Origin of the sequence: Ramlibacter cellulosilyticus, assembly GCF_014297465.1 — a bacterium.
Classification (GTDB): Bacteria; Pseudomonadota; Gammaproteobacteria; order Burkholderiales; family Burkholderiaceae_C; genus Ramlibacter; species Ramlibacter cellulosilyticus.
Window position 1 is genome coordinate 378,957 of record NZ_JACORT010000002.1, and the last position, 16,045, is coordinate 395,001.

Here is a 16,045-nt window from a genome sequence, read left to right on the forward strand (position 1 = left end):
AACACTGCCGGGTGCTGGCGTGAGACAAAGGTCTCAACCGGTAACCGGAAAGGTTCAGCCGAAGACGTGCTTCGAAAGCGCCAGGATCGCGTCGCGTTCCCTGGCGAGCCCGTCCTGCTCCACCTGCGTGCTTTCCTCGTTGAGGCGCGCGTGGTGCTGGCGGCGGCGCAGCTCGCGGTACGCGGAAGCGGCCGCCTGGCCGACACCGGCCGGCAGCAGCCCGGACGCTTCCGCGCGCTGCAGCAGCGCGATGTTGCCGACGTTCGGCCGCAGCTCGGGGTGCTGTCCCGATTGCGACAGCACGAGGAACTGCACGGCGAACTCCGCGTCGACCATGCCGCCGGGGCTGTGCTTCAGGTCGAAGCGGCCCGGCTTGACGGGATGCGCGGCGCGCACCTTCTCGCGCATCGCAACGATCTCGCGCTGGAGCGCGGCGACGTCGCGCGGTGCCGTGATCACCGCCTCGCGCACGGCGTCGAAACGCGGCCGCAGCGCTTCCAGCCCTGCCACGAAGCGCGCCCGCGTCATGGCCTGGTGTTCCCAGGTCCAGGCGGTGTTGCTGCCGCGGCCTTCCTGGTAGTTCGCGTAGGCGTGGAAGGTCGTCACCAGCAGGCCCGAGCTGCCGTTGGGGCGCAGCGCGGTGTCGATCTCGAACAGGTCGCCTTCGGCCGTCTTCGTCGACAGCCAGTTGATGATCTTGCGCACGTAGGCGGCATACGCTTCCGGCGCCCGCTCGTCCTCGTCCTCGAAGACGAACACGATGTCGAGGTCGCTGCCGTAACCGAGCTCCTTGCCGCCCAGCTTGCCGTAACCCAGGATCGCGAAGAGCGGCGTCTCGCGGTGCCGCTGCTTCAGGCGCTCCCAGCACCAGCGCGCGGTGACCTTCAGCGTGGTGTCGGCGAGCAGGCTCAGCTCGTCGGCCACTTCCTCCACCGTCAGCGCGCCTTCGACGTCACGCGCCAGCGTGCGGAACAGCTCCGCATGGTGGGCGCGTCGCAGCAGGTTCAGCAGGGCCTCGTCGTCGGCTTCGCCGGTGCGCTGCAGCGCGCGCTTGCGGTCGTCGAGGTCGCGCTCGAAGTCCCCGGGGCTGAAGCGCTCCTCGAGCAGGCTGGCGCCGGCCAGTTCGTCGATCACGCCCGGGTGCTGCATCAGGTAGCGGGCCGGCCAGCGCGCGGCACCCAGCAGGCGCAGCAGGCGCTCGTGCACGCCGGGGCGTTCCCACAGCAGCGCGAGGTAGCTCTCGCGGCGCAGCAGCGGCTCGATCCAGTCGGCCATGCGCACCGCGGCTTCCTCGGTGACGCGGCCCTCGCGCAGCCACTGCGCCGTGCGTCCCAGCAGGCGGGCGAGGCGCTGGCGCGCGTCGTCGCGCAGGGCGAGCACGCGCGGGTGCTTGCGCCAGCGCTCGATGCGCATCTGCAGCTGCGCCGGCAGCGTCTCGATCAGGGTGTCCAGGTCGGGTGCGGGCGCCTTGCTGGAGCCCTTGCAGCCCTTGCATTCGGTGGTGCCGCCCAGCAGGCGGTCGAACTCCTGCGCGACGAACTCGCGGTGGCCGTCCAGTTCGTGCAGGAAAGGGCAGCAGTCCGCGTACCCCATGGTGCGGGCGATCCACGACAGGTCGGAGCCGTCGTCGTCGTCGCGGCACCCCATGGGCAGCACGTGCGTCTGCTGGTCGTCCAGGTACTGGATGCGGTGCTCCACGCGCCGCAGGAAGACGTACGCAGCCTCCAGGGCGCGCGCCGTTTCCTCCGACATGAGCCCGGCGGCGGCGAGCCGCTCCAGCGCCTGCAGCGTCGGGCGCGTGCGCAGTTCCGGGAACTGGCCGCCGCGCACCACCTGCAGCAGCTGCACGATGAACTCGATCTCGCGGATGCCGCCGCGCGACAGCTTCACGTCGTTCGCGCGTTCCGGCCGGCCGGCGGCACGCCGCGCGGCGTGCTCGCGGATCTGGCGGTGCAGCGTGCGCAGCGCCTCGAACACGCCGTAATCCAGGTAGCGCCGGAACACGAAGGGCAGGACGACCGAGCGCAGCTGGCAGGCGGACCCGTCCTCCACGCAGCTGCGGGGCGCGACCACCCGGCTCTTCATCCAGGCGAAGCGTTCCCATTCGCGGCCCTGCACCTGCAGGTAGTCTTCCAGGGCGCCGAGCGAGACGGCGGGCGGGCCGGAGTTGCCGTTGGGCCGCAGGGCGAGGTCGACGCGGAAGACGAAGCCGTGTTCCGTGACGTCGCCGACCAGGCCGAAGATGGCCTTCACCGCCTTGGCGAAGTACTCGTGGTTGGTGATGCGGCCGCGCCCCTCGCCTGTGCCTGCGGTCTCGCCGTCGTCGTCGTAGACGTAGATCAGGTCGATGTCGCTGGAGACGTTCAGCTCGCGCGCGCCGAGCTTGCCCATGCCCACGACCCACAGCTGCGCCCGCTGGCCGTCCGGCGTGAGCGGCGCGCCGTGCAGCGCGTCGACCTCGGCGAAGGCCTGGCGGCAGGCGACGTCGAGCGCGAATTCGGCCAGGGTGGTCACGGCGGACGTGATCGTCGCCAGCGGCGCCTGCCGGTCGCAATCGAGCACGACGAGCCGCTCCATCACCAGCTGGCGCAGCACGCGCAGCGCCGAGGGCACGTCGTGCCCGCGCGCGCGCAAGGCTTCGTAGGCGCCGGCGAGTTCGGCGGAACCGGGAGCGCCCGGCGGCAACAAAGACAGTTCCCCGGCGTAACGCCGGCGCAGCCGCTGCACGAAGCGGGAATGGCCCGCGGAAGGTAAATCTTCCGCGCCCGTGTCTCCCGGGTGCGGTGCCCCCCCGTTGTTGGGGGCCGGAGTGTCCTTGCCTGCAGAACCCGGCGCGGCGCCCAGGGTCATAATTCCTGCCTGTCCGATGTATTCATGAATGCGACGCCGCCGAATCCCTCACGCGCTCTGAGGTTGTTTGCCGCAGCGGTCAAGTGGTCCTTGTGGCTGCTGCTGGCCGCAGCCTTGCTGCTCGCGCTGGCGTGGGGGGCGCTTCATGAGTTCATTGTGCCGCGAATCGGCGACCTGCGCCCCGCGCTGGAAATGCGGGCCAGCCGGGTGCTGGGGGTACCGGTTCGCATCGGCGCGATCAGCGCGCGCAGCGAAGGCCTGATCCCCTCCGTCGTCCTGCGCGACGTGGTGCTCCTGGACGCCCAGGGCCGCGCCGCCCTCACCCTGCCGCTCGTGATCGGCGCCGTCTCGCCGCGCTCGCTGTGGAACCTCGGGTTCGAGCAGCTGTACATCGAAGGCCCGCGCCTGGACATCCGGCGCACCGCGGACGGACGCGTGTTCGTGGCGGGCCTGGACTTCTCCCGCACCAGCGACAACGAGGGCCGCGCCGCCGACTGGTTCTTCAGCCAGGCCGAATTCATCATCCAGGGCGGCTGGCTGCAGTGGACGGACGAACAGCGCGGCGCGCCGCCCCTGGTCCTGAGCCAGGTGGATTTCGTCGCCCGCAACGCGGCGCGGCGCCACCTGCTGCGCCTCGATGCCACGCCGCCCGCCACTTGGGGGCAGCGCTTCAGCCTGGCGGGCGTGTTCCGGCAGCCGCTGCTCACGCACCGCGCCGGCCAGTGGCAGCAGTGGAGCGGCGAGATGCACGCGGACTTCACCGCCGTGGACCTCTCGCAGCTGCGCCGCCAGGCCGACCTCGGGATCGACATCGCGCAAGGCCAGGGCCGGCTGCGGGCCTGGGCCGACCTGGAGCGCGGGCAGGTGGTGGGCGCGACGGCCGACGTGGTGCTGCGCGACGTGAGCGCCACGCTCGGCGCGAAGCTCGAGCCGCTCGCGCTGCAATCGGTGTCGGGGCGCCTGGGCGGGCGGCGGCTCGCGGGCGGCTTCGAGTTCCACACGCAGGAACTGCAGTTCGTGACGCAGGACGGCCAGCGCTGGCCCGGCGGCAACGTCGCCCTGTCCTGGACCGGCGCCGAAGGGCTGGCGGCGGCGCAGGGCGAATTGCGCGCGGACATGCTGGACCTGGGCGCGCTGAGCCAGATCGCCAGCCGCCTGCCGCTGGGCGCGCCCACGCATGCGGCCCTGCAGGCCTATGCGCCGCGCGGGCTGGTGGAGCGGGTGCAGGCGCGCTGGCAAGGCCCGCTGGAGAAGCCGGAGAAGTACGAAGCCCGCGGCCGGGCGACACGCCTCGAGGTCGCCGCGCGCCCCGATCCCGCCGGCCACGCGGGCACGCCCGGCGTGCGCGGCGCCACCGTCGATTTCGACCTCACCCAGGCCGGCGGCAAGGCGAGGCTCGCGCTGGCGCAGGGCGCCCTCGAATTCCCCGGCGTCTTCGAGGAGCCCGTGCTGCCTCTCGACATGCTGAACGCCGACCTGCAATGGCAGGTGGACGGCGAGCAGCTGTCGCTCTCCGTGAACAACGCGCGCTTCAGCAATGCCGATGCGAGCGGCGAGGCGCAGGCCAACTGGCGCACGGGCAACCCGCGCAAGCAGCCGGGCGCGAGCCGCTTCCCCGGCACCCTGGACCTCACGGGCAGCCTGAGCCGCGCCGACGGCACGCGCGTGTGGCGCTACCTGCCCTTGGGCGTGCCGAAGGAGGCGCGCGATTACGTGCACGAAGCGGTGGAGGCGGGGCACGCCACCAGCGCGAAGTTCCGCGTGCGCGGCGACCTGCGGCAGTTCCCCTTCCCGGAGAACAAGGGCGGCGAGTTCCTCATCTCCGCACAGGTGCGCGACGTGACCTATGCCTACGTGCCGCGCGGCATCTCGCGCGGCGGCGCGCCGTGGCCCGCGTTTGCCGACGTCGACGCCGAGCTGGTCTTCCGCGGCAACGGCATGCAGGTGAAGGACGTGAAGGGTCGCGTCCTGGGGTTGCCGCGCCTGCAGGTGCAGGCCGACGCGCAGATCCCCGACTTCCACAAGTCCCAGGTGCAGGTGCAAGGCAGGATCACCGGTCCGCTGGCCGATGCGCTCACCGTCGTCGCCACCACGCCGGTGGCGGGCATGACGAACAACGCGCTGGCGCGCGCCACGGGCACCGGGAATGCGGAGACCAGCCTGCGCCTCGTGCTCCCCTTGCACGAGATGGCGCGCTCGCAGGTGCAAGGCACCGTCACGCTCGCCGGCAACGACGTGCAGATCTCCCCCGACACGCCGGTGCTCTCGCGCTCGCGGGGCGCCGTGCAGTTCTCCGACCGCGGCTTCCAGCTGGTGAACGTGCAGGCGCGGGCCCTCGGGGGCGACGTGCGCCTGGAGGGCGGCACCCGTTCCATGCCGGGCGAATCCGCGCCGGTCGTGCAGTTCCGCGGCCAGGGGACGGCCACCGCGGAAGGCTTGCGGGCCGCGGGCGAGATGGGTTTCCTCTCGCGCATCGCGCGCGACTTCACGGGGTCCACGAACTACAACCTGGGCCTGCTGTTCCGGCGCGGCACGCCGGAGGTGCAGGTGACGAGCAGCCTGCAGGGCCTGGGCATCAACCTGCCCGCACCGCTGAACAAGCCGGCGGAGGCGCCATTGCCCTTGCGCTACGAGACGGCGCTCACCCGCGAGGCGCTGGCCCCCGGCGCGCGCCTGCAGGAGCAGCTGTCGGTGGAGATCGGGCGCGTGGCGGCCGTGCACTTCGTGCGCGACGTGGCCGGCGCGGAGGCGCAGGTGCTGCGCGGCAGCATCGCGGTCGGCCTGCCTCCGGGCGAGGCCGTGACCCTGCCCACGGAGGGCGTGCTGGCCAGCGTGCAGCTCGGGCGCTTCGACGTCGATGCCTGGCAGGATGCGTTGGCCCGCGTGGCGGGCAGCGATGCGGCGCGCGGTGGGGGCGGCGGCAGCGCGCTTCGCACCGACGCGTCCGCCGGCGCCGGCTACCTGCCGACCATGATCGCGCTGCGTGCCAAGGAGCTCGCCATCGAGGGCCGGCAGCTGCACAACGTGGTGGTGGGCGGCTCGCGCGACGGCCGCGTGTGGCGCGCGAACGTGGACGCGGACGAACTCAGTGGCTACCTCGAATACCGCCAGCCGCAGAACCTCGGTGCCGGCCGCCTGTACGCGCGCCTCGCGCGCCTGAACGTCGCCGCGTCGGCGGCGAGCGACGTGGAAAGCCTGCTGGAGCAGCAGGCCTCCAGCATCCCCACGCTCGACGTCGTGGTGGACGACTTCGAGCTGAAGGGCCGCAAGCTCGGGCGGCTGGAGATCGACGCGGTGAACCGCGGGCCGGGCGTGGTCGCGCGCGAGGGCGGCGTGCGCGAATGGCGGCTGAACCGGCTGGCGCTCACGATGCCCGAAGCGAGCTTCTCCGCCTCCGGCAACTGGGCGGCCGTCGGTGCGCAGGCCGCTGCCGGCGCGCGGCAGCCGGCCGGGCCGGAGCCGCGGCGCACGTCCATGAAGTTCCGCTTCGACATCGCCGATGCCGGCCAGGCCCTCGGCCGCTTCGGCATGAACGGCGTCGTGCGGCGCGGCCGCGGCCAGATGGAAGGCACGGTGTCCTGGCTCGGTTCGCCGCTCGCGTTCGACTATCCCTCGCTCACCGGCAGCTTCCGCGTGAACGTGGAGAACGGCCAGTTCCTCAAGGCGGACCCGGGCCTGGCGAAGCTGCTGAGCGTGCTGAGCCTGCAGTCGCTGCCCCGCCGCCTCTCGCTCGACTTCCGCGACGTGTTCAGCCAGGGCTTCGCCTTCGACTTCGTGCGCGGCGACATCACCATCGACCAGGGCATCGCCGCCACCAACAACCTGCAGATGAAGGGCGTCAACGCCGCCGTGCTGATGGAAGGCCGGGCCGACCTCGCGCGCGAGACGCAGGACCTGAAGGTGGTGGTGGTCCCCGAGATCAACGCCGGCACGGCCTCGCTGGTCGCCACCGCGATCAATCCCGCGATCGGCCTCGGCACCTTCCTCGCCCAGATGTTCCTGCGCGAGCCGCTCATGAAGGCGGCCACGCAGGAGTTCCACGTGGACGGCACCTGGGCCGACCCGCGCGTGACCAAGGTGGAGCGCACGCCCGCGACCTCCACCAGCGGGGCCGGCGGGGAAGCGCCCGCGCGCTGAAGGAGAGTCCATGAAGATCGCCGCCCTCCAGACCGTCTCCGGCACCACGGTGGCCGCCAACCTCGAGGCCGCGCGCGGCCTGCTCGCGCAGGCGGCCGGGGCCGGGGCCGAGCTCGCGGTCCTGCCCGAATACTTCTGCCTCATGGGGCAGAAGGACCGCGACAAGTTCGCGGTGCGCGAGCGCTTCGGCAGCGGCCCGGTGCAGGACTTCCTGGCCGCGCAGGCGCGCGCGCTGGGGCTGTGGATCGTGGGCGGCACGCTGCCGCTCGAGGCCGACAGCGAGGAGCACGTGCGCAACACGAGCCTCGCGTACTCGCCGCAAGGCGAGTGCGTCGCGCGGTACGACAAGGTGCACCTCTTCCGCTTCGACAACGGACGCGAGCAGTACGACGAATCGCGGGTCATCGAACCCGGCGACGCGCCGCAGGCCTTCGTGCTGCCCTCGCGCGACGGCCACGCGTGGCGCGTGGGCCTGTCCGTCTGCTACGACCTGCGCTTCCCCGAGCTGTACCGCGGCCTGGGTGCCGACCTGCTGCTCGTGCCCAGCGCGTTCACCCATCCCACCGGCGAGGCGCACTGGGAGCTGCTGCTGCGCGCCCGCGCGGTCGAGAACCTGGCGTACGTCTGCGCCCCGGCGCAGGGCGGACGCCACGAGAACGGGCGCCGCACCTGGGGCCACTCGATGGTGGTCGACCCCTGGGGCGAGGTGCTCGCCCAGCGGCGCGAAGACGGCGCCGGGGTCGTGCTGGCCGACCTCGAGGCAGCGCGCATCGCGCAGGTGCGCACGCAATTGCCGGCGCTCGAGCACAAGGTGTTGTGACGGCCGTCGCGGTTCCCTTCTCCTCCGGCCTGCGGCGCTGGCCGAACTGGCGCCGCTGGTCGCTGTGGATGCTGCTCGGCGTGCTCGTGGTGGGCATGCTGGTCACGCTCGTCTACCTCGCCGCGCGCTACGAGGCGAGCGTGGCGCAGGGCAACGTGGAGCGCGACGCCGCCGACGCGCTCAGCGACATGCGTTCGGCGCTCACGCGCAACGTGCAGGAACTGCAGGCGCTGCAGTCGGTGCAGCACGATCCCGCCGCCTGGCGCACGGAAGCGGAGGCGCTGCTGCGCCGGCACCGCGAGTGGGTCCGCATCGAATGGCGCGGCCCCAACCTGGAGCTCATCGCCGAAGCGGACACGCCTTTCCGCAAGCCGGTCTTCGAGCGCCTGGGCCGCGCCAACTCGCTCACCGAGGTGCAGCAGGCCTGCGCGTCGGCCCGCCGCCTGAGCAGCCATTCCTATGCGCGCAGCCACTTCGAGCCGCAGGCCGACGGCCTGGGCCTGGAGCTGATGGAGCTTTGCCTGCCGCAGGTGGAGGTCGGCCGGCTGAAGGGCTTCGTGGTGGCGACCTATTCGCTGGTGGACCTGCTCGCCACGCAGATCGGACCGCAGATGGGGCGCAGCCAGGAGATCTCCTTCACCGAGGCGGACGGCACGCGGCTGGCGATGCACGGCCTCGCGCGGCGCGGCACGCGCGTGTTCTCCGCGACGCAGCTGCTGGACCTGCCGGGCAACACGATGGTGCTGCGCATGGACAGCTGGCGGCGCTCGGAGCCGGACCTGTTCCCGAACGTGCTCACGGCGCTGGTCACGGTGATGTCGATCGCGCTCGTGACGGTGCTGTTCCTCCTGGGGCACGACACGCGGCGGCGCCTGCGCGTGGAGGAGGACCTGGCCGACGCGCTCGCCTTCCGCAAGGCGATGGAAGACTCGCTCGTCACCGGCCTGCGGGCGCGCGACCTGCAGGGCCGCACCACCTACGTCAACCCCGCCTTCTGCCAGATGGTGGGCTTCTCGCCGGAGGAGCTCCTGGGCCGCGGCTCGCCGGCGCCTTACTGGCCGCCGGAGCGCGCGGAGGAATACGGCAAGCGCCAGGCCGTGCGGCTCACCGGGGGCAGCCGCCCGCCGCGCGAAGGCTTCGAGTCCGTCTTCATGCGCAAGGACGGCACGCGCTTCCCGGTGCTGATCATCGAGGCGCCGCTGATCAACGCGCAGGGCCTGCAGACCGGCTGGATGAGCGCCGTGCTGGACATCAGCGAGCAGCGGCGCGTGGAGGAACTCTCGCGCGCGAGCCAGGAACGGCTGCAGGCGACGGCCCGCCTCGCCACGGTGGGCGAGATGGCGTCGCTGCTGAGCCACGAGCTGAACCAGCCGCTGGCGGCGATCGCCAGCTATGCCAACGGTTCGATGAACCTGCTGCAGCACGCGCCCGCGCCCGCGCCGGACCTGCAGGTGGCGATGCGCCGGATCGCGGAGCAGGCGGACCGCGCCGGCCGCGTGATCAAGAGCGTGCACGACTTCGTCCGCCGGCGGGACCAGGCGCGCCAGCCGGTCGGCGCGGACGCGCTGGTCGAGGCGGTGCTGCCGCTCGTGAACCTGCAGGCCCGCAAGCTGGGCGTGCGGGTCGAGATCCGCGTGCCCGTGGGGCTGCCGCGCGTGGTGTGCGACCGGACGATGGTGGAACAGGTGCTCCTGAACCTCGCGCGCAATGCGATGCAGGCCATGGACGAAGCGCGCGTGCCGCAACCCGAGCTGGTCGTCCAGGTGCGCCCGACGTCGGCCACGGAAAGCGGCAAGCGCTGGCTCGAGTTCTCCGTGGCGGACTGCGGGCCGGGCATTCCCGAGGAGGTGAAGCGGCAGCTGTTCACGCCGTTCTTCACGACCAAGGAGGAAGGCATGGGCCTGGGCCTGAGCCTGTGCCGCACGGTCGTGGAGCAGCACGGGGGGCAGCTGGTGTTCGAGCCCATCCATCCCCGGGGTACGATCTTCCGGTTCACCTTGCCTGTCCAAGAACCCTGACCATGCAGCCCTCGGCCGATGCCACCGTCTTCATCGTCGACGACGACGCGGGCGTGCGCGAGGCGCTCGCCTGGCTGCTGCGCTCGCGGCGGCTGCTGTCCTCCAGCTTTTCCAGCGCGGAGGAGTTCGACGCGCTGCTGCAGGGCGGTTTCCTGCCGGCGCAGCCCTGCTGCCTGCTGCTGGACGTGCGCATGCCGGGCATGAGCGGGCTGGCGCTGTTCGACAAGCTCGCGGAGCGCGGCCTGGTGCAGGCCATGCCGGTCATCTTCCTCACCGGCCATGCGGACGTGCCGACGGCGGTGGACATGGTCAAGCGCGGCGCCTTCGACTTCTGCGAGAAGCCGTTCTCCGACAACGCCCTGGTCGACCGCATCGAGGAGGCCTTGCGCCGCTCCGCGGAGGTGCTCGCCTCGCAGCGCGAGAAGGGCGCGCTGCAAAGCCGCCTCGCGGAGCTGACCGAGCGCGAACGCGACGTGATGCGCCTGGTGGCCAGGGGGCTGCCGAACAAGCTGATCGCCGACCAGCTCGCGATCAGCGTGCGCACGGTGGAAGTGCACCGCGCCCGCGTGTTCGACAAGATGGACGTGAAGTCCGCGGTGGAACTCGCGAACCTGCTGCGCGACCTGGGCTAGCGGCGCTCTTCGTCGTCCTGCTCCGGCGGGGGCTCCCCGCCCTTGCGGCCGGAAAACATCGTCCACCAGACGATGAGCACCAGCAGCAACAGCGCGGCGAGCGCTTCCAGCAGAATCAGCAGCATGTTCCGGGTCCTCTTCCTCGCGGCGATTGTAGGGATGCTCGCCGCCTGCGCCGCTCCCCCCCGCTACGAACCGCCGCCTGCGCGCGTGGTGCCACCGGGGGCGCCCGCGGCCACGCTGCCTCCCGCCGACGAAGCCGGCCCGCTGCCGCCCGCGCGCGTGCAGGGCAAGGCGCGCTGGGTGCCGGTGCGCTGGTCGGACCTGCCCGGGTTCGCGGACGATGCGCTGCACGAAGCCTGGAATGCCTGGATCCGCAGCTGCGAGCGCCCCTCGCCGGCGCACGCGGCCCTGTGCCCGGAGGTGCGGCGGCTCTCGATCGGCGCGCCGGAGGAACAGCGCGCGTGGCTGCAGCAGCGGCTGCAGCCGTACCGCATCGAGCCGCTGCAGGGGGGCGAGCCGCTGCTGACCGGGTACTACGAACCGATGCTGGAGGCGTCGCGCGTCCCGACGGCCACGCAGCAGGTGCCGCTGTACCGGCCGCCCGCGGACCTGAACACGCGCCGTCCCTGGTACACGCGGCAGGAGATCGACACCTCGCCCGCGGCCCGGGCGGCGCTGCGCGGACGCGAAATCGCGTACGTGGCCGACCCGCTCGACGCCCTGTCGCTGCAGATCCAGGGATCCGGGCGGGTGCGGATCGCGGAGCCCGACGGGCGCGTCACGATGGCGCGGCTCGCCTACGCCGGCAGCAACGAGCAGCCGTACCGCAGCGTGGGCGGCTGGCTGCTGCAACAGCGCGCGCTGACGGATGCGTCGTGGTCCGGGATCAAGGCCTGGGCGCGGGCGAATCCGCAGCGGACGCAGGAGATGCTCTGGAGCAACCCGCGCGTGGTGTTCTTCCGCGAGGAGCCGCTGTCGGAGCTCGACGCCGCCTTCGGCCCGCGCGGCGCGCAAGGCGTGCCGCTCACGCCGGGCCGCTCGATCGCCGTGGAAAAGGACAGCGTCCCCTACGGCACGCCCATGTGGCTCTCCACGCCCGGCCCGCTGCTCGCGCTCAACCGCCTCGTCTTCGCCCAGGACACCGGCAGCGCCATCGTGGGCGCCGTCCGCGCCGACTACTTCGTGGGCTGGGGCCTGGAGGCCGGCGAGATCGCCGGGCGCATGAAGCAGCCGCTCGCCTTGTGGGTGTTGTGGCCGAGGTGAGCAGGAAGAACGCAGAGGTCGCAGAGGGGTCGCAGAGGTCGCAGAGAAGTCAGGGGAAAGCTCTGCGACCTCTGCGTTCCCTCTGCGACCTCTGCGTTCAAGTCGGGTTCAGGTGGGCCAGCGGCCAGCTACTGGACGCCTTCACCTCCCCCAGCGAAAAGCTCGTGTGGATGTCCTTCACGTTCGGCAGGTTGATCAGGACCTTGCGGGCGAACTGGGAGAAGGTGTCCAGGTCGCGCGAGACCACCTGCAGCTCGAAGGTGCCGGCGCCGCTGATGTAGTGGCAGGACACGATCTCCGGGATCTTGCGGATCGCGTCTTCCATCTCGCGCGTGCGCTCGCCGGTGTTGCGGTCCGCGTCCAGACGCACGAAGGCCAGCACGCCCAGGCCGATCTTGTGGCGGTCGATTTCGGCGTGGTAGCCCTTGATGAAGCCGGCCTCCTCCAGCGCCCGCACGCGGCGCCAGCAGGGCGCCGCCGACAGGCCCACGCGCTGGGCCAGCTCGGTGTTGGTCAGCCGTGCATCCGCCTGCAACTCGGTAAGGATTTGGATGTCATACCTGTCAAGTGTTTCCATTCGGCGCGCTTTTGAGAAAGAACCTTTCCCATCTTAGGGTTTGGACGGCATCAAAAGCAATAACGTATCGCCGCATCGGGCATACACTGTGCAGCGGCCCCTGGTCGCGTCGTGGAGACAAACGCAAGATGAACGCACCCCTGCCCGAACACATCCGCAAGGCGCTCGAGACCGTCACGCTGGACGACAAGTACTCGCTCGACGTCGGCCGCGCCTTCATGAGCGGCATCCAGGCGCTGGTGAAGCTGCCCATGCTGCAGCGGCAGCGCGATGCCATGCAGGGCAGGAACACCGCCGGCTTCATCAGCGGCTACCGCGGCTCGCCCCTCGGCGGCTACGACCAGGCGCTGTGGAAGGCGAAGAAGTACCTGCAGGCGCAGAACATCGTCTTCCAGCCCGGCGTGAACGAGGAACTCGCGGCGACGGCCTTGTGGGGCACGCAGCAGATGGGTTTCGCGCCCCCCGGCAGCAACAGGTTCGACGGCGTCTTCGGCATCTGGTACGGCAAGGGTCCGGGCGTGGACCGCTGCTCCGACGTGTTCAAGCACGCCAACATGGCCGGCACCACGCCCTGGGGCGGCGTCATCGCGGTGGCCGGCGACGACCACGTCGCCAAGAGCTCCACCGCCGCCCACCAGAGCGACCACATCTTCAAGGCCTGCGGGCTGCCGGTGTTCTTCCCGGCGACGGTGCAGGAGATCCTGGACATGGGGCTGCACGCCTTCGCCATGAGCCGCTTCTCCGGCGTGTGGGCGGGGATGAAGACGATCCAGGAGATCGTCGAATCCAGTTCGACCGCGGTGATCGACCCCGAGCGGGTGCAGATCCAGCTGCCCACGGACTTCCAGATGCCGCCCGGCGGCGTGCACATCCGCTGGCCCGACACGGCGCTGGAGCAGGAAGCGCGCCTGTACGACTTCAAGTGGTACGCCGCGCTCGCCTACATCCGCGCCAACCGGCTGAACTACAACGTCGTGGAGACGCCGAACGACCGCTTCGGCATCATCGCCAGCGGCAAGGCGTACAACGACACGCGCCAGGCGCTGCTGGACCTCGGCCTCGACGACGACACCTGCCGCCGCCTCGGCATCCGCCTGCACAAGGTGGGCGTCGTGTGGCCGCTGGAGGCGCAGGGCACGCGCGAGTTCGCGCAGGGCCTGCGCGAGATCCTGGTGGTGGAAGAGAAGCGCCAGGTCATCGAATACCAGCTGAAGGAAGAGCTGTACAACTGGCGCCCCGACGTGCGCCCGAACGTGCTGGGCAAGTTCGACGAAGGCGAAGGCGACTACTCGGGCGGGGAATGGTCCATGCCGAACCCGACGGCGCACACGCTCCTGCGCGCCAACGCGGACCTGTCGCCGGCGCTGATCGCTCGCGCCATCGCGCGCCGGCTGCGCAAGCTGGGGCTGGATGCCGACGTGCAGGCGCGCATCGATGCGCAGCTCGCCATCCTGGAGGCGAAGGAACGCGCCATGCAGGTGGTGGAGGTCAAGGGCGACCGCATGCCCTGGTTCTGCTCCGGCTGCCCGCACAACACGTCCACGGTCGTGCCCGAAGGCTCGCGCGCCATGGCCGGCATCGGCTGCCACTTCATGGCGACGTGGATGGACCGGGCCACCATCGGCTTCACGCAGATGGGCGGCGAGGGCGTGCCGTGGGTCGGCCAGCAGCCCTTCTCCAACGAGAAGCACGTGTTCGCCAACCTCGGCGACGGCACCTACTTCCACAGCGGCCTGCTGGCGATCCGCCAGTCCATCGCCGCCGGCGTCAACATCACCTACAAGGTCCTCTACAACGACGCGGTCGCGATGACCGGCGGCCAGCCCGTCGGCGAGCGCCCCGAAGGGCACACGCCGCTGCAGATCGCCCACAGCCTGGTCGCCGAAGGCGTGCGCAAGCTGGTGGTCGTGACCGACCAGCCGGAAAAGTACGACGGCGCGAAGCTGCCCGAGGGCGTGACGGTCCACCACCGCGACGAGCTCGATCGCATCCAGCGCGAGTTCCGCGAACTGGAAGGCACCACGGCGATCCTGTACGACCAGACCTGCGCCACCGAGAAGCGGCGCCGCCGCAAGCGCGGCACGATGGTCGACCCGGCCGTGCGGGTCATGATCAACGACCTGGTCTGCGAAGGCTGCGGCGACTGCAGCGTCAAGTCCAACTGCCTGTCCGTGGAGCCGCTGGAGACCGAGTTCGGCCGCAAGCGCACCATCAACCAGAGCACCTGCAACAAGGACACGAGCTGCCTCAAGGGCTTCTGCCCCAGCTTCGTGACCGTGGAAGGCGGGCAGCTGAAGAAGAAGGCGAAAGGCGCGGAGAAGGCGCCTTCGCCCTACGAAGGCCCCGAGCTCCCCGAGCCGCTGCTGCCCTCGACGGCGGATGCGTACGGCATCGTCGTGGCCGGCGTCGGCGGCACCGGCGTGATCACCATCGGCCAGTTGCTCGGCATGGCCGCCCACATCGAAGGCAAGGGCATCGTCACCCAGGACGCCGCCGGCCTCGCGCAGAAGGGCGGCGCGACCTGGAGCCACGTGCTGGTGGCGGACCGGCAGGACGACATCCGCACGACGCGCGTGAGCATGGCGGCGGCGGACCTCGTGATCGGCTGCGATCCCATCGTCACCGGCGGCAAGGAAACCGTGCTGCGCATGCGCCCGGGCCGCACCCGCGTCGCCCTCAACGGCCACAGCACGCCGACCGCGGCGTTCGTGAAGAACCCCGCCTGGGAGAATCCGGAAGACGCGTGCGCGGTGGAGATCGGCAAGTCCGTCGGCGCCGACAACCTGGCCGCGTTCAACGCGGAAGGCCTCGCCGCCAGGGTGATGGGCGACAGCATCTACACCAATCCCATCATGCTGGGCTACGCCTGGCAGAAGGGCTGGGTGCCCCTGGCGCGCGAATCCCTGCTGCGCGCCATCGAGCTCAATGGCGTGGCGGTGGAGAACAACAAGGCCGCCTTCGAATGGGGCCGCCGCGCCGCCCACGAGCCGGAGCGCATCGCCGGCCTGCTCGCGCCCAGCGCGCAGGTGATCGAATTCAAGAAGCGCGAGACGCTGGACAGCGTGGTCGCGCGGCGCGTCGAGTTCCTCACCGCCTACCAGGACGCCGCGTACGCCGGGCGCTACAAGGACCTGGTCGACCGCGTGCGCGTCGCCGAACTGCCTTTCGGCAAGGCCACGCTCACCGAGACCGTGGCCAAGGGCCTGTTCCGCCTGATGGCGTACAAGGACGAATACGAGGTCGCTCGCCTGCATGCCGAGACCGGCTTCCGCGAGAAGATCGCGGAACAGTTCGAGGGCGACTTCAAGGTCCACTACCACCTCGCGCCCCCGCTGATCGCGAAGCACAACGACAAGGGCGAGCTGGTGAAGCGCAAGTTCGGCCCCTGGACCTACCAGCTGTTCCGCGTGCTGGCGAAGTTCAAGGGCCTGCGCGGCACGGCGCTGGACATCTTCGGCAGGACCGAGGAGCGCCGCACCGAGCGCGCCCTGATCGCCGAATACCGGCAGACGGTGGAGGAACTGGTGGCGGGCCTGCAGCCGGGCAACCACGCCCTGGCGGTGGAGATCGCCGGCCTGCCCGAGAAGATCCGCGGCTACGGCCACGTCAAGGCCCGCAACCTGGCCGCGACGCGGCCGGAATGGGACCGCCTGATGCAGCAGTGGCGCGCCCAGGGCGCGGAGCGCCGCGCCGCCTGAGCCCGGCCGGCGGGCCCGCGTGCGGGGGCCCGCATACAATCATCGCT

The 16,045-nt window shown here is 71.2% G+C and carries 9 protein-coding genes; 6 read left to right on the forward strand and 3 right to left on the reverse strand.

What is annotated here, in order from left to right:
• Window positions 1-54: 54 nt before the first annotated feature.
• Window positions 55-2,850 (reverse strand): bifunctional [glutamate--ammonia ligase]-adenylyl-L-tyrosine phosphorylase/[glutamate--ammonia-ligase] adenylyltransferase, encoded by a 2,796-nt coding sequence (gene glnE, locus H8N03_RS07655; RefSeq protein ID WP_187075562.1) that lies wholly within the window; start codon window positions 2,848-2,850, stop codon window positions 55-57.
• Window positions 2,851-2,874: 24 nt separating this feature from the next.
• Here glnE and H8N03_RS07660 point away from each other — a divergent pair, with 24 nt between their 5' ends.
• From H8N03_RS07660 to H8N03_RS07675, 4 genes are all read left to right on the forward strand, one after another.
• Window positions 2,875-6,987, forward strand: coding sequence for a YhdP family protein (locus tag H8N03_RS07660; protein ID WP_187075563.1), 4,113 nt, complete (start codon window positions 2,875-2,877; stop codon window positions 6,985-6,987).
• 10 nt (window positions 6,988-6,997) lie between these two features.
• On the forward strand, window positions 6,998-7,807 hold the full coding sequence (locus H8N03_RS07665; RefSeq protein WP_187075564.1) for a carbon-nitrogen hydrolase family protein: 810 nt from the start codon (window positions 6,998-7,000) through the stop codon (window positions 7,805-7,807).
• A 68-nt stretch (window positions 7,808-7,875) separates the two neighbouring features.
• Window positions 7,876-9,825, forward strand: coding sequence for a two-component system sensor histidine kinase NtrB (locus H8N03_RS07670; protein ID WP_187075770.1), 1,950 nt, complete (start codon window positions 7,876-7,878; stop codon window positions 9,823-9,825).
• A gap of 2 nt (window positions 9,826-9,827) precedes the next feature.
• Window positions 9,828-10,457, forward strand: a complete 630-nt coding sequence (locus tag H8N03_RS07675; protein WP_187075565.1) for a response regulator transcription factor — start codon at window positions 9,828-9,830, stop codon at window positions 10,455-10,457.
• Here H8N03_RS07675 and H8N03_RS26260 read toward each other — a convergent pair.
• The gene (locus tag H8N03_RS26260; protein ID WP_255428107.1) at window positions 10,454-10,582 is read right to left on the reverse strand and encodes a hypothetical protein; all 129 of its coding nucleotides are present in this window, start codon (window positions 10,580-10,582) and stop codon (window positions 10,454-10,456) included. The genes H8N03_RS07675 and H8N03_RS26260 overlap by 4 nt on opposite strands.
• On the opposite strand from H8N03_RS26260, the gene mltA reads away from it, so the two are divergent.
• A complete protein-coding gene (gene mltA, locus H8N03_RS07680) occupies window positions 10,530-11,723 on the forward strand; it encodes a murein transglycosylase A (protein WP_222622880.1) in 1,194 nt (397 codons plus the stop codon). The two genes, H8N03_RS26260 and mltA, sit on opposite strands and share 53 nt — an antisense overlap.
• Window positions 11,724-11,820: 97 nt before the next feature.
• Here the strand turns inward: mltA and H8N03_RS07685 are convergent, their stop codons facing one another.
• Entirely contained in the window at window positions 11,821-12,300 is a 480-nt protein-coding gene (locus H8N03_RS07685; RefSeq protein ID WP_187075566.1) for an Lrp/AsnC family transcriptional regulator, read from the reverse strand.
• A gap of 128 nt (window positions 12,301-12,428) precedes the next feature.
• On the opposite strand from H8N03_RS07685, the gene H8N03_RS07690 reads away from it, so the two are divergent.
• Window positions 12,429-15,998 (forward strand): indolepyruvate ferredoxin oxidoreductase family protein, encoded by a 3,570-nt coding sequence (locus tag H8N03_RS07690; RefSeq protein ID WP_187075567.1) that lies wholly within the window; start codon window positions 12,429-12,431, stop codon window positions 15,996-15,998.
• Window positions 15,999-16,045 lie beyond the last annotated feature (47 nt).